This is a genomic window from Bradyrhizobium sp. Arg816 (genome assembly GCF_029989365.1).
GTDB lineage: Bacteria > Pseudomonadota > Alphaproteobacteria > Rhizobiales > Xanthobacteraceae > Bradyrhizobium.
Genome location: NZ_JAPRAQ010000001.1, coordinates 469323 through 485239, shown reverse-complemented (window position 1 = coordinate 485239; position 15917 = coordinate 469323). Strand labels below are relative to the sequence as shown.

The following is a 15917-nucleotide window of genomic DNA, read 5'->3' as shown; positions in this document are numbered from 1 at the left end:
ACAGGCATGATCCGGGCCGTGCTCGCAACAATGATCGTCCTGCTGTTGGGCTGTTCCTCGAGTGAGGCGCAGGTCTCAACGATGGGCACTACGGCGATGGGCCTTCCAACCGTACCGGGGGCGATCGTCACTTCGCCGCTCAATAGTCCGGGTCCGTTTTCCGCAACGACCGAGCCTGGCGCTCCCGACACGACGCTGGCGCCTGTTCCGCTCGCCTCGGATCCGACGACGCCGGGTACGGTCGTCGTCTGCGCCACCCCATTGACGTCTCCGATGCCGGTGCCGGCGACCCCGATCGTATCGAGCATCGGCTCGTCAGCGTCAGGCATCGGCGCTCCGCTATTGCCGGTCACAGGGCAAACCGCCAGCACCACCGGAACAATTCCCGCAGCGGCACCGGCGGGAACGGGGACGACGGTCGCATGCAGCTCGACGCCGGGAGGCCTCGCGGCGAGCGCTGCGACCCTGCCGCTCTCGATCCCGCAAGTGTCGTCCAGTCTCGCGCCCGGCACGATCGTGGCGGACACCAGCGCCGCTGGCGGCACGGGCATCGATCCAAACGCCGCCGTCATGCCGAGCCCGAACAGCACGGCCTGCGCGGAAGGCGTCTCGATGAACCTCGCAGCGCCTGCGACCGTGTTGCCGGCCAACGCCTCAGGCGCGGCGCCAACGCCGGGAGTGTCGCCGATCTTGCCGCCGGGATGCTGAGGCGGCGCCGCTACAGGACTCCCGCCGCACCGCGTGCGGATCGGGCGACGACACGTCGGCTCGCGTAGCCTTGGCCGTACCGGCGCTTCACGTTGCCGGGCGTAGCTTCAAGACTTCGGCGTCGGGCGGCAGCATCGTTCCACCGTCCCGGTATTTCCAGTCCACCATCACGCCCTTGTTGCCCCGTACAGCGGTGCGGCCGACGAAGGTCCCCATGGTGCTCTGATGGTCGATGGAACGCCAAATCGCCCGGCCGAACGGCGTTTCGAAGCCGACGTTGCCAAAGCCGTCGGCCATCGCCTCGGTATCGAATTTCCCAAGCTTCGCAATCGGTGCCACGATGGAGCTGATCAAGGCGTGACCGACCACGGACCCCATCGTGGGAGCCTCGCCATATCGCGCGGAATAGGCCGACACGAAGGCGCGGTTGGCATGATCCAAAACCTCGGTCACCGGATAGCCGGTCACGATCCATCCTTCCGGCGCGTCCTGCCCGAGGGGAAGAAGGTATTCGGGTTCGCCGGTCGTGAACGATACGACGTGTCGCCCTTCGAACAGGCCGCGGTCATTGCCTTGCCGGACAAATCTGGCGAGATCGGGTCCGAAGGTGACGTTGAGGATCGCTTCGGGTTTCTGCTGCGCGAGAGCGTTGACGACCACGCCGGCATCAATGGCGCCCAGCGGCGGCCACTGACTGTTGATGAACTCGACGTCGGGACGGCGGCGGCTGAGAAGCTGCGTGAACCATCTTACGGCCGACTGCCCGTATTCGTAGTTCGGGGCGATCGTCGCCCACCGCGTCGCCTTCAATTGAGCTACCTCCTCCACCAGCATGGCTGCCAGCATGTATGTCGAGGGGCGGAGCCGGTAACAATATCGATGTCCTTGCTCCCAAACGAGAGCGTCGGTGAGCGGTTCGCTTGCCACGAAGAGGATCCGGTTTTGCCGGGCGAAGTCGCTGATCGCCAGTCCGACATTCGACAGATATGCGCCGGCCAGAAGATCGACGTCATTCCGCCGCACCAGTTCTTCGGCGGCACGCAGCGCGACGCTCGGCTTGCCTTCGTCGTCCCGGCTGATGACCTGCAGCTCTCGCCCGAGGAGGCCCCCGCTCGCATTCAGCTGTTCGACCGCCAACTGCCAGCCGCGACGATAGGGCAGGGTAAACGCGGGCGCGCTGCTATAGGAGTTGATCTCGCCGATCCTGATCGGTCTCGTGCCCTGGGCGCGGATGATGCCGGGCGAAAACACCGACGCGCCAACACCGCCTAAGACCTGTCGTCGGGAGATGCTCATCTGGTAGGATCCGGAGGATTGAGTGTGAGGGCTGGTCCAGCGCTGCAGGACATGTCGTCCCGGTCGAAAGATCAGCAACCTAGTGGCAGGTGCAGGACGCGGGCCCGTCGTCGCCGCAGGTCGAAATCGAGATGCCCGGACTTGCAGCGAGACCGCGCGCAAAGGCGAGCGCGGGAAGATCGACCTCCCGATCGAACAGAGCGCTGACCGGACCGACCAGATCGAGCGCGGTCTGCTGGCGGTCCGACGCCGCCATGATCCTTGCCCAGGCTGCCGCGACTTTCAGCTCGTAGAAGCGGCATTGCTGCTCTCTGGCAACGAACAGGCCCTCGGAGAACAGGACTTCCGAGCGGGACTGATCTGACGATCCATCGGCAAGCAGGATCTCGCCCTTGATCCGCAGCAGATCAGCAAGGCACCACAATTGCTGGCCTTGCCGGGAGATAGTCAGGGCTTCTTCCACGGCGGCCAGGGCTTGCGCAGTCTCGCCGACCGCGAACAGTCCTTCGGCGAGCGATCCGAGAAATTCGGGATTGCGCATCAGCCAACCGTTCTCGGCCCGCGCTTTCAGTCCGCTGCGCAGCAGCTCTATTCCATCGTGATGTCTGCCTTGCAGGACGAGCAACTGCCCCTTCAGGCAGGACGTCCAGCTCGTCCAGAAAGCTATTCCCTCGCGCGTGACGAGCTCGAGGAGAGACGCTATCGCCTGATCGGCAGTGGCGACATCATGCGTCATCAGCGCAATGGGGCACACGGCGTTCCGCAGCGCGTAAGCGATAGCGAGCTTGTCCTTCTCCCGCTGCGCCTCCTCGAGGCATTCCGCGGCCAGGGATCTGCTCTGGGCGATCTTTCCCTGGAGCAGCAGCACGCGGGCTAACATGGCCTTTGCCAGGACGCTCTGGTTGAGCAGGAACCACATCTGGTTCGTGCCGTCCTTCAATCCGTGAGCCGAGTGGTCCAGGGACAGGGTCAGTTCGCGTCGAGCTTCCTCCTGCGCGCCGTAAAAATGGGTGGCGGCGCCGATCAGGCGGCGGCCTACCGTCTCGTTGGCGGGGTTTCCCGTGCGAAGGGCGATCTCCAGATATCGCTCTCCGACACTCTTGGCCGCGTCGTATTGGCCCGAGTTGAGATTATAGCTCCACAGCGTCCAAACAGCCTTGAGCTGAAGCTCGAGATCGGACAGCTCTTCGCCGAGCGCAAGGCCGATGTTCAGGGCCGCTTTCATGCGATCCGCCGAGCCAGTCGTATTGAGAAGCGCGAACCCCAGCGCGACATAGAGCTGCGCCTTGAGCCTTGGATTGCAGGTCAGCTTTCCGTCGAGATGGGCGAGAGCGTGCTCGATCCGGGTCGAGCATTCCATGAAGGACAGCAGTTGCATCCACACCGGCACAAAGCCGGCCGTTAGCTCTACGCCGAGCGCGGCATCGCCGCCGGGGGCGAAGGCCCAGTCGAGCGCCGCATGCACGTTTGCAATTTCCTGGGCAAGGCGGGTGAGATCGTCGGAGGCGGGGGAGGCATCGCCAAGTGGCATGATGAGCTGCCTGAGAAAGCCCGCATGCCGTCTGCTGGCCTGCTCGCACAGCCCTGCTTCTGCCAGCTTCTCCAGGGCGTAAGCGCGGGTGGTCTCAAGCAGACGCCACCGCCCTTCGAAGGAGGGATCGAGCGAGACCAGCGATTTTCCGACCAGATTGAACAGTGTTTCGATGACGTCCGACCGGGACAACGCGTCGTCCATCATTGCAATGGCCGCATCGAGAGTGAAACCTGCCGGAAACACCGCGAGCCAGCACAACAGCCTTTGCTCGTCGGGCGACAACAGATCGTAGCTCCAGTCCAGCGTTGCTCGCAGGGTCTGGTGCCGCGGCAGCTGGTCCCTGCGGCCGCCGCTCAGCAACTCCATTCGCCTGTCCAGGCGAAGCAAGACGGTGTCTACCCCAAGATTCGCGGCCTGAGCCGCGGCAAATTCCAGCGCAAGCGGAATTCCGTCGAGCCGGCGACAGATGGCAGCCACTTTCAGCAGATCGTCCGCGCCCGGAGCGAAGTTCGCGCGGAGCGCCCGTGTGCGAGTGACGAAGAGCTGCACGGCGCTTGCCTGCAACAGCAAACCGGGATCGCGCAAACCAGAGTCCGGAACCGACAGCGGCGGGATCGCCGCGACGTATTCGCCATCGATGCGGAGGCCTTCCCGACTGGTCGAAAGAATAGTGACATTGGGACAATAGCGAAGTGCAGCACTCGCGATCTGTGCAGCGATGTCGATGACATGCTCGCAATTGTCCAAGATGAGAAGCAGACGCCGTGACCCGATGGCCTGGGCGATGCAGGCGGCCGAAAACTCCTTGTCACTCAAGGCCAGCTTGAGCGCACGGGCGGTGGTCGATGTCGCAAGTGCCGGATCATGCAAGGTCGCGAGCTCGACCAGCGCCACCGAACCATCGAATGAGGATGCGGCCCGGCGCGCAAGTTCGATGGCTAGCTTTGTTTTCCCGATGCCTCCCGGGCCGACCAAAGTCACGGCCCGATATGCGAACATCAGTTCGGCAATTTCGCTCACGCAATCCTCGCGCCCGATAAGAGGAGCGCGCGTGTTCGGCAGGTTATTCGAAAAGGATTCGATGGCCGGGACGGATACCGTTGTCGCCGCGGGCTGATCCAAATGACCGCTTCGCCAGGTCCCGGCGAGGGTATATCCACGGCCCGAGATCGTCTTGAGGAGATCGCGATCTTTGCCCAGCGCCTTGCGGACGGCGGAGATATGGACCTGGAGCGTGTTGTCCTCGACGGCCAGGCCTGACCAGACACTTCCGATCAAATCATCCTTGGTCACCAAATGACCGGCGCAACCCGCCAGTTTCTCGAGAATCTCGAATGCGCGGCTTCCGATCGGCACCGTGATGTTGTCGCACCTCAGCTCTCTCCGCTGGCAATCGATGAGCCAGTTACCGAAAGAGTAGGTTCGTACAGCGGGCGAAGGCGACATAAGGGGGGTCCGTGAATCAGCTTCACTGCCGCAATCTAGGAGAGTGACGAGACCCCCAAAGATCACCGCCCCTGCAAGATTCTGAAAGCGTCAGTATGCCCAGGTGTCCTACAGGGGAGGCCGTTGGGGTGTCAAGACGACCTTCTCAGTAGGCGGCTGTTCGCCATGGCTCGATGCATGCGTCGGAAACGCTCGTTGCCTGCTACACGAGTTCGTGAGGACGAATGGGAGTGCCAAAATGGGAGAGCGGGCCGGAAGGAGCGTGCAGCACATCCCGACAGCAGCACAGGGCAGGGGATTTCGCGTCGCGACGGTTCAGAAGCTCGGCAGCCTGCTTGGTCTCTTCGTTATCGATCGGTCGAAGCAACACCTGTTCACATCGCGACTTGCAGGATGTCGCGCGGCATCTCGGTTGAAACGATGGCACGACGTATCGCTTCGACGGTGTCGGCATGTCGGCGAAGGAGAGCCTGAAGTTTCCTGATTTTGCGCCTCTTAACTCGCGATCGGGCCATACCTTGCTACCTTACTCTTCGATCGATGCGCTTCGCCGGAATGGGGCGTCATCGTTTGGATTATCCTTGCCAGAGTAAGATCATGTCTCAGCCAATATCGTCACGACAACCGAAGCATGGCTACACCCAGGCGACCGTCGCCGCGGACGAAACAGATTTCCGCTCGGCCATCACAATGGCGTCGATTGCGCCGCTTCCGAAGGTCATCGCCCCCGCCATCGTTTCGGGCAGGGACGATCTGTCCCCCCTTGATGCAACGACGATTGCCTTCGAGCGGCTCGGTCTGGTCATTGCGATCGAAGGGCGGCCACGGCGCAGCTCCAGCATATCCCCGTGTAATCCGGCGCGCGACACGACACCCAACTCTGTGACAACGGCGCCCATTTGTAACGACGATGATCCGGTGGTTCAGCGCCTGTCCGAAGCGCTCGTCGCGGTGGAGCGATTGAAGGCCACCGATAGCGCTCTTTGTGTCGACGCCCTGCGATTTGCCGTCATTGCCCGGCTTCTTGCCTTGCGGTCCGAGGCGCAGCCGAAGTTCGACGAGCGAGCCCGCGTCGGCCAATGCAGTTCTGAAAGGCCGGTCCAGGGATTGCAGAGGTGGCGGCTCAAGCGGGTGCTCGACTATATCGAGACTCACTTCCGCAAGAAAATCGTGCTGGCGGATCTTGCCGCGGCCGCCGGCCTGAGCCGGATGCATTTCGCCGCCCAATTCCGCGCCGCGACGGGTTGCAGGCCGCACGAATATATCTTGCGGCACCGCATACAGCGCTCCAAGGACTTGTTGCTGGATTGCGAGATGCCGATTGTTGAGATCGCGCTCACAGTGGGTTTTCAGAGCCAGGCCCACTTCACGACGACGTTCAGGCGCTTCGCAGGTGACACGCCAAGTCGATGGCGAGATGCCGCTGCGGCCGGGGTCGATCTTTGATGCCATCGCCGCGAGCGGCCCCATGGGGGCGGAGACTGCAACGACGAAGTTGGTGCAGCCCGCGATGGAGCTGGCATCGCATCCGATAAATATGTGGGTTGACGGATAGCGATGGCCGGTCGGAAGAACGGGGCTTCATAGGGCCGCCATTCCTCCTCCAGTCACGTCCGTGAGACGGAAGCCAAACGCCGAGATGAACTTCTTCAAGTCAGCGCTGACGATTGCCTCGCGGTAAGGGGGCTCGCCCCGGTTGGGGTGCTCAATAGCCCGACTTGGGCTCGCACGGAGGCCGACGCCAGGGGTCGCTCGCGTACGCACCGACGTCGGGAGCGCGAACACAGTTGCGCTTGGACGTCACCGGAACGCGCTGAACCGACGCATAGGCGTCGGCATCGGTCCGACGCGCCTGGTTGTTGCCTTCACGAGCCATCGCGGGGGAGGCGATCATGGCCGCAACCATCAGTCCGGCCGACAAGAGCTTCAGTGTAGTCATTGCACGTCTCCTTGACAAAGCGACGCCGGGAACGCCTCGGCTCGCCTGCCAGACATGTGTACGCATGTGTCGGATGAGCAGTATCAATTGAACGATCATTTTCGCCTTTGCACGAAGTCGTCGGCCGTGCGTTATCTCGAACGCGGTCGCTCGCTAGCCGGGCGAAAGCGTTATCTGGTCCGCATGGCCATTCATGAGCGGACCGAACCATTCCCACTTCTCGCCGGTGAAGCGCATCATTTGGAGATGCTCGATCGGGTGAAAATCCGTCGGCGATGTCTTGACCCGGACGCCGGGAATATAGGCCGCACCCTCGATGTCGAGGTCCGTCGCCACCTGCATGATCCTCTCGCGCGTGAGATCGTCGCCACAGCGCCTCAGCACCTCAACGAGCGCGCTCGACATATTGAATGCCACCAGCGGGCCGCTTTCGGATCTATCTGCGTCCGGATAGTATTTCGCCATGAACGCGCGAAAATGCTGCATGCCCGGGTATGAGTCCCACTGCGGGTCGGTCACGTCCATCTGGTAACCCGCACTCAGAACTCCCTTCGCGTTGTCCAGTCCTGCGAGCGTCAGCACCGAGCCGACCGAAACCGAGACGTTCGTCATGATGTGGACGGGATGCCAGTCCAGCTCGGCGAGCTTCCTGATCGCCTGAGCCGCGAATTTTGGCGTGGCGACATTGATGAAAATGTCGGGGGCGGCCGCCTTGATCGCCACGATCTGCGAGTCGATTGTCGGCTCGCTGATTTCATATGGCAGGCTCGCAACCACCATTTGCGCGTACCTGTCTTGCAGCACGTCCTTCAGGCCGGCCAGATAATCGCGTCCGAAGTCGTCGTTCTGGTAGAGGATGCCGATCCTGGCGCCGGGGTGATGTGTCAGGATATAGTCTGCGTAGATGCGTGCCTCGGTTCGGTAGCTCGGTAGCCAGCCGATCGTCCACGGAAAGTGGACGGGATCAGCCCAGCGAGATGCTCCCGATATGGCGAACAATTGCGGCACGTGGCGATTGTTCATGTACCTTTGAATGGCGGCGTTGCTCGCGGTACCGAAGGGGGCGAAGATCGCGAGCACTTCGTCGTCCTCGACGAGCCGTCGTGCCTGCTCGACCGCCTTGGACGGGTTGTAGGCATCGTCGTAGGAGATGAACTCGATTGTCCGGCCGTTGATGCCGCCGTTGTCGTTGACCATGCGAAAATACGCACTCATCGTCCTGCCGATGATGCCGTAAGCCGATGCCGGGCCGCTATAGGGCATGATGTTGCCGATCCTGATCTCGGTGTCGCTCGCGCCGGGATCGTATCGCTGTTGCGCAGAGGCGCTGGCTGCGCCGGCTGCAAATATGACGGTGACGACCGCTAGTGTTCGCAGACGCCTCGCAATGCCCGGACTCAAATGGCCAATTCCACTGGTGATCAAGCGATGCCTCCATGGCGCTGCTGGTCATCGTGCCTGCCGGGCGGCGGTATAGCGCCAATGGAGGGCCTGCTCGTCCAACAGTCGATAGCCGGAGTGTAGCGCGGGACCCGCCGCGAGCCGGATTACAGAAGCTGAAGAACTGTGAAGTTTTACAATGGTGTGCGTAGGATTGGCCCGTCACCGGCGCCCGACCTGGGGGGCCTTCTACGCCGTCGTGGCGAACAAACGTTCGGGGCCGATGATATCTATCGAGGCTCCGGACCCGCGGCGTGCGCCGCATGGCGCGGTCGCACTCCGAGCGGGGGCACGGACAGGCATGGTTACGCGGCAATTCGCCTTTGCGTGTTGCCGCCGCTCACCGATGCCCGTGGCGGTTGTAGATCTGGCCCGCTCCGAACACCGGAGCCGCGCCACCGGACCGCTCGAGACCCATTCGTCCTGCCGGCGTCAATGCGCCGCCATTCAGCACGTCGCGGTTGGGATACATTGATGCAAATGCGGCGGGCTCCTGATCGGCATAGGACCAGGCCGCGGAGGCGGACGATATCGTTGCCGTTGAGAGCAGCACTGCGGCGATCAGGGTTTTGAATGCACTCATAGCGATTCTCCATTGCTTGTGATGTGCGGAGAGTCGCTTGGCGATGGTCGCTGCTCGGCTGGTGGCGTTTCCGGAATTGCTTTCTATACCGGGCTATATAGGCAGTCCGGCCGGAAAACCCCGCTTGCAGTGCATCACTCCTGCGAGAAGATGACGGGAATATCAGGCAGGGCGCGCGGTTACCAAGGTCTGATGCGTCCTCGAAGCCGAACTTTGTCACAATTGTCATAGTTGCTCGCGCGATCGTGCATGGTTGAATCGTGTGCGAGGTCCAGTTCTAGGTGCAGGTCATACAACATGAGGAGTGTGAGCCATGAGACTGCTCTGGTGTCTCTGCGTCGTCGCCAGCCTTGCGCTCTCGGGCGTTGCATCTGCCCGCGGCGGCGGCATGGGATCCCACATGTCGATGGAGAGCGGCGGCGCGCTCGGTACCAGCGCTGCTGCGCCGGGAACGAACTCGCTCGGCACCGCGCTCCCGTCATCGGAGGGGGTTGGTCATCCGACGAAGGGACCGCTGCTCGGCTCGGATGCGACCATCGACAAGGAGGACGCACGGGTCGAGAAAATGCTGGAAGGATCCATCTGTCGCGGCTGCTGACGCGCGAGCATTGCGATATTTGCGGCGAATGTCTGGCGGCCTTGGTCGCCGGACACGTTGTGTATTTTGAAAGCGTTGGTGATACGCTGGGCGCAAGATCAAGCAACTGCCTGGGGCTATGCCGATGATGGCCGAGCCAAGCCAGCGCCCCGTCTACGCCTGCGCTGAATGGGAGATCGATCTTGCCAGACGCGAACTGCGCTCGATGGGAGAGTCCGTTCCTCTGGGCGGTCGTGCCTTTGAGATCCTTGCGGAATTGGCTCAGGCCGAAGGCGGGCTGGTCACCAAGAATGACCTGACGGAGCGTGTCTGGCGCGGCGTCTTCGTCGAGGAGAGTGCACTTCGGGTCCATATCGCGGCGATCCGGAAGGCCTTTGGTTCGGATCGTGACATGCTGGCGACAACGGTCGGCCGGGGCTATCGCCTGCTGGGTTCATGGCGGACCCGGCAGATGGATGCCCCGCTACAATCTGCCGCACCCCAGCCACTGCCGTCGACCAACATTCCCAATGCATCATTCGTTCTCATCGGCCGCACCACCGCGCTCGCGCGTTTGTGGGACCTTCTGTCGGCTTATCGCGTCGTGAGCCTCGTCGGGCCTGGCGGGATTGGCAAGACAGCACTTGCACTACAAGCCGCCAGGACGCTGCCAGCCGGTTTTGCGGCCGACCGGTTGCTGGTCGAATTGGCCTCGCTGCCCGATCCCAAGCTCGTGTGCTCGGCCGTCGCCAGTATGCTCGGTATCAAGCTCGAAGGGGAGGAGATCACCCCGGATTCCATCGCGCGCGCGATTGGTGCCAGGCCGTTGTTGCTCATTCTCGACAATTGCGAGCATGTCGTTGATACCGTGGCCCAACTTGCCGAGACGATCGTCAGCCACTGCTCCGGAACGACCATCCTGGCGACAAGTCGCGAAGCGCTACGCATTGATGGCGAACAGGTCTATCGCGTTCCGCCCCTGGGTGTGCCGCCCGAAGTCCGGCTCGGATCTGATGCCGCATCGGCCTACACGGCGGTGGAATTGTTCACGACCAGAGCGAAAGCGCTGGGCTCCAGCTTCGCGCTCGACGAAGAGAACCTCGATGCCGTCGCAGCCATCTGCCGCCGGCTGGATGGCATTCCGCTCGCGATCGAGTTCGCGGCGGCACGCGCCGTGATGCTCAGTCCGCCGAAGATCGCGGCACTTCTCGACGACCGGTTCAAATTTCTGACGACCGGCCGGCGTACCGCGTTGCCCCGGCAGCAAACGCTTCGCGCGACGCTCGACTGGAGCTACGATCTACTGCCGGACGCCGAGGCGCGAGTCCTGCGGCGGCTCGGCGTGTTTGCCGGAGAATTTCTGCTCGATGCCGTGATCGCGGTCGCGAGCGAAGGGATGGGCGATGTCACCGCGGAGCTTGCCAACCTGGTGGCAAAGTCGCTCGTCCTTGCGGATATTCGCGGCGAGCGCCCGTACTATCGCCTGCTGGACACCACGCGCGCCTACGCGCTGGAAAAGCTTCACGCCAACGGCGAATTTCCCGGCATAGCGCGCCGCCAGGCCGGATACTATTGCGGGTTCTTTGTGAATGCGGAAGCTGACAGCGAAGTGAAGCCGCAGGCGGAGTGGCTCGGCTTCTATGGCCAGCACATCGACAACGTACGATCCAGCCTCGATTGGGCTTTCTCGCCCGGCGGAGATGCGCAGATCGGAGTGGCGCTGACCGCAGGGGCCGTTCCGTTATGGGTACAATTGTCGCTCCTCGCCGAGTGCCGCGAGCGGACCGAACTGGCGTTGGCCAGCCTCGACGACAGCGCCGCGGGCGCATTGCGGCTCCGCATGCAATTGTCGGCCGCGCTTGGCTGGTCACTGATGTACGGCGTCGGCAGGGCTCGGGAGGCCGGTCCGGCCTGGGCTGCGACCCTGCAGCTGGCCGAGCAGCTCGGCGACAGCGACTATCTGTTGCGTGCGCTTTGGGGGCTGTGCATCGATCAATTCAACAACGGCGAGTTCCGCAAGGCGTTGGAATTCGCGCACCGCTTCGCGGATATCGTGGCCGATTCCAACAATTCCGTCGACCGGATGATGGGTGATCGGCTGCTTGCCACCACGCTGCACTACCTCGGTGACCAGCGGCTGGCGCATCATCACATTGGGCGGACCTTGTCTCGCCTTTCCGATCTGGCGGCGAAGCCTCAGGTGATCCGTTTCAGGTTCGATCTGCGAGCCTCGGCGCGCTATTTCCAGGCGCGCATCCTGTGGCTTCTCGGGTTGGCGGATCAGGCACTCAGCGTCGTGGAGCGCAATGTCGAGGAGGGCCGTGCGAGTGGTCACGCTCTGACCTTCTGCAGCGTGCTTGGCCAGGGTGCCTGTCCGATTGCTTTCCTGGCCGGCGATCTCGATGCTGCGGAAGGCTATTGCACCATGCTGCTTGAGCACACCGAACGTCATCCGATCCGTCTGTGGAACGTGTGGGCGCGCGCCTTCAGGGGCATGGTGATGGCGCGAGGTGGCGATGTCGCCGCCGGACTGACGTTGCTGCGCAAGGCGCTCGAGCTGGCGGGCGAGGCGCGTTTCCTGCCGCGCTTCCTGCTTCCTCTCGGCGAGCTGGCGGCATGTCTCGGAGAGGTCGGCGAAGTATCGCTGGGGCTCGCGACCGTGGACGAGGCGCTTGCGCGCTGCGAGGCGAGGGATGAACGGTGGTACGCGGCCGAGCTCTGGCGCATCAAGGGCGAGTTGCTCCGGCATCCCGGCGAGCGTCGCTCGGCTATCGCCGTCGAGCAGTGCTTCGACAAGGCGTTCGAAGTGGCGCGCGGGCAAGGTGCGCTGTTCTGGGAGCTGAGGGCGGCCATCAGCCTGGCACGGTTGAGGACGAGTCAGGGCCGTCCCGCCGATGCACACCAAACCCTGGCTTTCGTGTACGGCCAATTCACCGAAGGTTTCGAGACCGCGGATCTCAGGCTCGCGAGAGCAATGATGACTGAGTTTTCGACCTCATAGAGCTGACGCGCGGTGCCACGGGATGCCCCGGGGGCGGCGTCCGATACATATCATCGGACGCAGGTGCGGCCTCTGCGAGCGCCGCATCCCCCGTGCTCCAGAACATTGGCTTCGAAGTCCTATTGCCGGACCAAGAATGCGCCGGCCCGTCGACGCGGTCTTTCCACGCCGCGCGCTTCTATCCGGATTGCACGGCATCGCGGCCAGCCGCACGACCCGGCCCACAGGGGATTGCGATCACGCCGCATGTCGCTGCGGGTTCGCGCACCCTTAGGCGCGGCTGTTGCGCAGCCATCAACTCGCGGCGAGCGAGCCCGAAGGCGGAGAGGCCAATTCGGCCAGCAATCCGCTGGCCGCTTTCAGGACAGGCGTATTGAACCCCTCGGTGAATCGTCCATGGATTGGAGCAAGCACGTCTTGCGCTTCTCTGCGTCGGCCCCGATGCTGCAATAGCCCTGCAAGACTGATTGCCGTGCGCAACTCAAAACCGAGCGCCCCCTGATGTCGGGCCAGGTCAAGTGATTGCGCCAGGCTCCGCTCCGCCTCCAGGAAGTCGGGATTGTCCTTGCGGATCAGCACATCCGCCCTTGCCCGCAACATGTCCGGCATCTCCACCATGAAGTTGCGACGCCGGCCCCGGGCAATCGCCTGATCGAGGATGTCGAGTGCTTCATCTCCACGACCTGACGCCGCCAGAGCTTCCGCGAGCGGCACGCAAAGTCCGGCCGCCGCGCCGTAGCGCTGGCTCTGCAGCTTCTTGACGGATGCGTTCAGCATGGCCAGCCCGACATCACTCTCGCCGCGGGCCAATAGCGCAATCCCTTTCATAGCGTCGCCGACCGTCTGGAGGGTGGCGAGATTGTGCTTGCGGGTCTCCACGAGGAGCCTGTCAATGTGCTCTTCGCACACGCCCACATCCCCGTTCCAAAGAAAAACGCCGAATGCCCAGGGCAGCGCTATGCACAGTATGGTCGGATGGTTGATGGCGATCACATCGGAGATGGCTTGGCGCGCCGTCGCCGTGGCCTGATCGGGATGTCCCTCGAGCCATAAGATGCGGGCGAGGGTGATTTGAGGACGCCTCGGGTAATCGGACGTCAGTCCGCCACGGGAGTCGCCCTCCAGGCCCGGATGGGACAGCGCCGCTTCGACGTAGGAGCGAGACGCGGCAACTTCGCCCAGATAATGGCAGGACGTTCCGAGCAACATGCGCATGCGCGCCACCCCGATGGAATCGCTTTTGGCGAGGGCAATCGCTTCGCCGCGCTTTGCGGTGGCCAGCGCGTCGTCAAAATTGCCGACGAGCAGTTGGAGCAGATGCAGTCGGCCAATCAGGCGGATTTGGCCGGCGACATCGCCAATTGTTTCGGCCAACCCGACCGCTCTGTCGAGATAGCCGACACCCAGTTCGTCGATTTGTCCCGTCAGCATCCGTGCCGACGCCAGCGCGGCATGAAGTGCGAGGTCGTGCCTGACACTTCCGCCCGTCTCTTGAAGCGCTTCGATTGCGCGCGTGACCCAAAGCTGGCATTCGGTGAAGAGCGACAGCTTGAAGAACATGGGGATCGCCGCGGCAGCGAGGCCGACGCCGGTTCTACGGTCGCCTCGATCCGAGAAGCACCACGCCAGTGCGCTGCGTATGTCGCCGAATTGATCGGCCATCGACGACAGGCCTTCGTTCGGCTCGTCGGCAGTCTTTTCAAGCAAATCCCGAAAGTAAGACGCGTGGCGTAGCGGCACGATTTCGGCGTCGGTGCTGGCGGCGAGCTTCTCCTGCGCGTAGGCCCGCGTCGCGTCCGCGAGCCTGTAGCGAATCGATTGCGAGCCCTGGTTCAGGGCAAGCATCGACTTGGCCACGAGGTTGTCGAGCGCAGCCATGGTCGTGTCGTCGCCGGTCGCATCGCTGCCGGCGATCGCTCGGGCCGCATCGGCGGTGAAGCTGCCGACGAACACGGATAGCTGGCTCAGAACCACCCGTTCGGGCTCGGATAGGAGATCGTAGCTCCACTCGATGGTTGCGCGAAGCGTCCGGTGCCGGGGCAGCGCCGTGCGTCGTCCTTCCCACAGCAGATTGAAGTGCTTGTCGAGGAGTTGGACCATGGCCTTGACGCCGTATGCGGTCACATGGCCGGCGGTGAGCTCGATCGCGAGCGGGATGCCATTGAGCCGACGGCAGAGGTTGCCGACGTCCGACGCGTTCGCATCCGTCAATCCGAACTCACCTCCAGCCGCGGCTGCGCGCTCCACGAAGAGCTTTACTGAGGTGTAGGCAATCGCGCTCTCGGCCGTCAGAACGGCGTTTTCCGGCGGGCTCGTCAAAGGCGAGAGACGATATGTGTGCTCGCCTTCGACCCGCAGCAGCTCCCGGCTCGTGGCCATGATGTGCAGCTGCGGTGCCTCCTGGTAGAGCCGCTCGGCCAGCGCCGCAGCGGCATCGACGACATGCTCGCAGCAATCCAGAATGAGCAGCATCCGCCGGTCGCGCAGGAATGCCACAAGACTGTTTGAGGGATCGTCCGATCGCGCCCGCAGCCCGAGCGAAGATGCTGCAATGGCCGGAACCAGCGCGGCGTCGCGGGTCTCGCCGAGACTGACGAAGTGAACCTGGCCGGCGAATTCCGCGAGAAGGGCGTGGCCCGCGGAAACAGCGACCGTCGTCTTGCCGATGCCGCCCGGGCCGACGACCGTGATGAAACGCTGGGCTTTGAGCCTTTCCGATATATCCTCGATGGTCTGCTCGCGGCCTACCATCTGCCAGGGATGTGCCGGCAGGTTGTGCGCGCGAACAGGCTTGGTTGGTGCAGGTTGATTCTGCTCCGGGCTCGCGGCCGAACCGACGAAACAATAACCCTGTCCCGAGACCGTGCTCAGATATTTGGCGCCGGCAGTGCCGTCCCCGAGCGCCTTGCGGAGTGCCGCGATATGGACGCGCAGGCTGTTGTCATCGACGCTGCAGCCGGGCCAAGTCCTCGCTATCAGATCGCCCTTGCTGACGACGTCGCCCGCATGCCGGATCAGTGTCAGCAGCAGGTCAAATGCGCGAGCCGACAGATGGACCGGATTGCCATCTTTCTCGATACGTCTCTGCGAGGCATCCAGACGGAACGGCCCAAAGACGAAAATCTCTTGAGCGGAGCTCTCCTGGAGAGAGGGTCCGGTCGTGGCTGTTGTGGCGTTGCTCTGCCAGCGGTGGACCATTTGGAAATATCAAATCCGACGACCGACTCGTCGACTCCATAACTTGAACTCGGGGACTTGAACTCGGGCCGAAACGTGTGACCGCGGTGGCAGCTTCGAACGTAACATCCGCCAGTATCGCGGTAAAGTATCACCGATGGATGTCGCTGATCACTTTCGTCCGGAGGGATGGGAACTCCGGGAGAGTCCTGATTT

General features: G+C 63.0%; 10 protein-coding genes. 4 read left to right on the top strand and 6 right to left on the bottom strand.

The genetic code is table 11. The features are described from left to right. Positions 1-6: 6 nt before the first annotated feature. Positions 7-708, top strand: coding sequence for a hypothetical protein (locus tag OWC48_RS02270; RefSeq protein WP_282518473.1), 702 nt, complete (start codon positions 7-9; stop codon positions 706-708). Between the two features lie 87 nt (positions 709-795). Here OWC48_RS02270 and OWC48_RS02265 read toward each other — a convergent pair whose 3' ends face one another. Next, positions 796-2004 (bottom strand): ABC transporter substrate-binding protein, encoded by a 1209-nt coding sequence (locus OWC48_RS02265; RefSeq protein ID WP_282518472.1) that lies wholly within the window; start codon positions 2002-2004, stop codon positions 796-798. A gap of 79 nt (positions 2005-2083) precedes the next feature. Continuing rightward, positions 2084-4984: a winged helix-turn-helix domain-containing protein gene (locus tag OWC48_RS02260; RefSeq protein ID WP_282518471.1), complete on the bottom strand. Its 2901-nt coding sequence runs from the start codon at positions 4982-4984 to the stop codon at positions 2084-2086. A 597-nt stretch (positions 4985-5581) separates the two neighbouring features. Between OWC48_RS02260 and OWC48_RS02255 the strand changes: the two genes are divergently transcribed. Beyond that, complete coding sequence (locus OWC48_RS02255) at positions 5582-6430, top strand: helix-turn-helix transcriptional regulator (protein WP_282518470.1); 849 nt, start codon at positions 5582-5584, stop codon at positions 6428-6430. Positions 6431-6689: 259 nt separating this feature from the next. On the opposite strand, the gene OWC48_RS02250 is transcribed toward OWC48_RS02255, so the two are convergent. The 3 genes from OWC48_RS02250 to OWC48_RS02240 all read right to left on the bottom strand — a co-directional run bounded on the left by OWC48_RS02250 (position 6690) and on the right by OWC48_RS02240 (position 8946). Then, positions 6690-6923 (bottom strand): hypothetical protein, encoded by a 234-nt coding sequence (locus OWC48_RS02250; protein WP_282518469.1) that lies wholly within the window; start codon positions 6921-6923, stop codon positions 6690-6692. A 153-nt stretch (positions 6924-7076) separates the two neighbouring features. Continuing rightward, the gene (locus tag OWC48_RS02245; protein WP_282518468.1) at positions 7077-8348 is read right to left on the bottom strand and encodes an ABC transporter substrate-binding protein; all 1272 of its coding nucleotides are present in this window, start codon (positions 8346-8348) and stop codon (positions 7077-7079) included. Between the two features lie 355 nt (positions 8349-8703). After that, positions 8704-8946, bottom strand: coding sequence for a hypothetical protein (locus OWC48_RS02240; RefSeq protein WP_282518467.1), 243 nt, complete (start codon positions 8944-8946; stop codon positions 8704-8706). Between the two features lie 313 nt (positions 8947-9259). On the opposite strand from OWC48_RS02240, the gene OWC48_RS02235 reads away from it, so the two are divergent. Both OWC48_RS02235 and OWC48_RS02230 read left to right on the top strand, forming a co-directional pair. Next, positions 9260-9544, top strand: a complete 285-nt coding sequence (locus OWC48_RS02235; protein WP_282518466.1) for a hypothetical protein — start codon at positions 9260-9262, stop codon at positions 9542-9544. Positions 9545-9668: 124 nt separating this feature from the next. Further along, complete coding sequence (locus tag OWC48_RS02230; RefSeq protein ID WP_282518465.1) at positions 9669-12524, top strand: winged helix-turn-helix domain-containing protein; 2856 nt, start codon at positions 9669-9671, stop codon at positions 12522-12524. A gap of 294 nt (positions 12525-12818) precedes the next feature. Here the strand turns inward: OWC48_RS02230 and OWC48_RS02225 are convergent, their stop codons facing one another. Beyond that, positions 12819-15722: a winged helix-turn-helix domain-containing protein gene (locus tag OWC48_RS02225; RefSeq protein ID WP_282518464.1), complete on the bottom strand. Its 2904-nt coding sequence runs from the start codon at positions 15720-15722 to the stop codon at positions 12819-12821. Positions 15723-15917: the final 195 nt, after the last annotated feature.

Coding starts and splice junctions, on each gene's coding strand:
- OWC48_RS02270 (WP_282518473.1), top strand. CDS start 7: ATGATCCGGGCCGTGCTCGCAACAATGATCGTCCTGCTGTTGGGCTGT.
- OWC48_RS02265 (WP_282518472.1), bottom strand. CDS start 2,004: ATGAGCATCTCCCGACGACAGGTCTTAGGCGGTGTTGGCGCGTCGGTG.
- OWC48_RS02260 (WP_282518471.1), bottom strand. CDS start 4,984: ATGTCGCCTTCGCCCGCTGTACGAACCTACTCTTTCGGTAACTGGCTC.
- OWC48_RS02255 (WP_282518470.1), top strand. CDS start 5,582: ATGTCTCAGCCAATATCGTCACGACAACCGAAGCATGGCTACACCCAG.
- OWC48_RS02250 (WP_282518469.1), bottom strand. CDS start 6,923: ATGACTACACTGAAGCTCTTGTCGGCCGGACTGATGGTTGCGGCCATG.
- OWC48_RS02240 (WP_282518467.1), bottom strand. CDS start 8,946: ATGAGTGCATTCAAAACCCTGATCGCCGCAGTGCTGCTCTCAACGGCA.
- OWC48_RS02235 (WP_282518466.1), top strand. CDS start 9,260: ATGAGACTGCTCTGGTGTCTCTGCGTCGTCGCCAGCCTTGCGCTCTCG.
- OWC48_RS02230 (WP_282518465.1), top strand. CDS start 9,669: ATGATGGCCGAGCCAAGCCAGCGCCCCGTCTACGCCTGCGCTGAATGG.
- OWC48_RS02225 (WP_282518464.1), bottom strand. CDS start 15,722: ATGGTCCACCGCTGGCAGAGCAACGCCACAACAGCCACGACCGGACCC.